This window comes from Dietzia sp. B44, assembly GCF_014145245.1.
Classification (GTDB): Bacteria; Actinomycetota; Actinomycetes; order Mycobacteriales; family Mycobacteriaceae; genus Dietzia; species Dietzia natronolimnaea.
In genome coordinates this window covers 1-1,888 of sequence record NZ_JAALEF010000210.1, presented here as the reverse complement: position 1 = coordinate 1,888, position 1,888 = coordinate 1, and the positions used below count along the sequence as shown (strand labels likewise).

General features: G+C 70.0%; 3 protein-coding genes. All 3 read right to left on the bottom strand.

Going from position 1 to position 1,888, the window contains the following annotated elements; genetic code table 11:
* Nucleotides 1-157 precede the first annotated feature (157 nt).
* On the bottom strand, nucleotides 158-928 hold the full coding sequence (locus tag G6017_RS07850) for a maleylpyruvate isomerase family mycothiol-dependent enzyme (RefSeq protein WP_182616810.1): 771 nt from the start codon (nucleotides 926-928) through the stop codon (nucleotides 158-160).
* A complete protein-coding gene (locus tag G6017_RS07845; protein ID WP_182616809.1) occupies nucleotides 925-1,560 on the bottom strand; it encodes a TetR/AcrR family transcriptional regulator in 636 nt (211 codons plus the stop codon). The genes G6017_RS07850 and G6017_RS07845 overlap by 4 nt, the downstream gene beginning before the upstream one ends.
* A gap of 70 nt (nucleotides 1,561-1,630) precedes the next feature.
* Nucleotides 1,631-1,888, bottom strand: a 258-nt coding sequence (locus G6017_RS07840) for an ATP-binding cassette domain-containing protein (protein WP_182616807.1), incomplete at its 5' end; no start/stop codon positions are given.

Sequence of the window (1,888 nt, the reverse complement as noted above, 5' to 3'; positions counted from 1 at the left end):
CGGGGGGAGGGGTTCTGACGGGGGCATGGCGGCGTCCTTCTTCCGGGGTCGAGTCAGAGGCGGCGACGAGCCGGAGAAGTGCGCGCTACCAGCGCGTTGTGCCCGGAATGTAATCTACCTCACACTCGGTTGGATAAAAGCACATTCACGATCCGGGTCAGAACGGGACCTGGGTCCGGAGCAGTCCCTCCGCCGGGGCCCGGCCGCTGAGTGCTCGGCAGAACTCGAACGCGTCCATGGTGAGGTTCTCGCCCGCGCCCGAGTGCCCGCCGTGCTGCCAGCGCCCGCCCGCCGGGCCGGTGAGCTCCAGGTCGTACGGCTGGCCGTGACGACCGGCCCACTCGGTCACCACGTCGTCGACGATCACCCCCTCGTGTTCCGCGGTCGCCGTCATGGTGGCTCCCGTCGCGGAGGCGATGTCGATGCGGTGCATGAACGGATCGCGGGTGAGGATCACGTCGAAGAGGTAGCCCATGGACCACCATTCGCCGTTGTCCTCCATGGCCTGCTTCCTCATCACGCCCGGCGCGCGCCGCCTGTTCCTGGCCGCCCTGGGGGCCAGTCGGCGCACCTGGGCGATGAGTTCGTCCGTCGACAGGCCGGCGTTCTTCTCCACCTGCAGCGCGGTCATCGCGTCGATCGCGGGGCAGCCCTCGCGCTTGGCGCGCCTGCCGGACGCGACCTGCTGGCGGACCATCTCCGGCCAGCTGGCGAGCATCTGGATCATGCCCAGCATGTGCCCGGCCATCGCGCGCACGTCCCACTCGGTGCAGTCGGTCCGGGTGCCCCACTGCTCGGGGGTGAGGCGATCGAGCATGTCGGCCACCCGCTCGTACTCGGTCTCGGCCAGGCGCGCGGCGGTGTCGCGGTCCAGCTGGGGCGGTCGCGGGTCGTTCTTCGAGCGGTGTTGCCCGGTTGTCGTGGTCATGGCGGTGTGCCTTCCTGTGTGGTGGTGACCGGGGCGTCGGTCGGGATGCCGACGTCGTGCAGGTACATGTCGACCGCGCGGTCGAAGAGGCGGGCCCAGCGATCGCCGCCGGGGTCGTTGGCGAGTTGGGCATCGGCCAAGCCGCCCACCACGGCCACGTAGAGATCGATGTCCTCCCGGTCGGTGATCCCGATCGCGGCCAGCCGCTCGCGCAGTCCGTCGAGCACGAGCACCGCGGGCGCGTAGGCCTCGGGGCTGGGTTCGAAACCGGGGATGGTGCGCTGGTTCATGAGTTGGAACCGGGCGAGGTCGCTCACGCAGAAGTCGAAGTACGCCCGCGCGTACATCCGGACCGTCCCCCGGGCATCAGACGGTCGGCGCTCGTCGAGGGTCACCATCACCCCGAGACATTCGGTCCAGGCCTGCGCGAACATCGCGTCGTAGATGGCGTTCTTGGAGTCCACGTGGGAATACAGCGACGGCGCCTTCATGCCGACGCGGGCCGCGACGTCGCGGAGGGTGAGTTGGGCCAGGCCCTGTTCGCGGGCCACCTCCCACGCGGCGTCGATGATCTCCCGCCGTGTCGCCTCACGTCGTTCGGCTGACCTATCGCGATTCGGAGTGCCTAACATGGTTAGGATTGTGCGCCGGTGACCCGCCGGTGTCCAGAGGCGATCGGGTTGCGTTCGGGTCTCGGTGCCGTCACGGCGCGTGGGTCTCCAACTCCACAACCTCGTCGGCCCAACTCTCGGCCAACCGCAGATCGTGGGTGATCGCCAGGACGCCCAGGCCTCCGTCGGCCCGCCGGCGGAGGGTGCGGGCGATCGCGGCCGTGCTCAGCGGATCCAGATGGGCGGTGGCCTCGTCGGCGATCAGGTACCGGGGTTCCTGGGCCAGCGCGCGGGCCAGGCAGGCGCGCTGGAGTTGCCCGCCGGAGACCTCCGCCGGGCGGCGGTCCAG

Coding starts and splice junctions, on each gene's coding strand:
- G6017_RS07850 (WP_182616810.1), bottom strand. CDS start 928: ATGACCACGACAACCGGGCAACACCGCTCGAAGAACGACCCGCGACCG.
- G6017_RS07845 (WP_182616809.1), bottom strand. CDS start 1,560: ATGTTAGGCACTCCGAATCGCGATAGGTCAGCCGAACGACGTGAGGCG.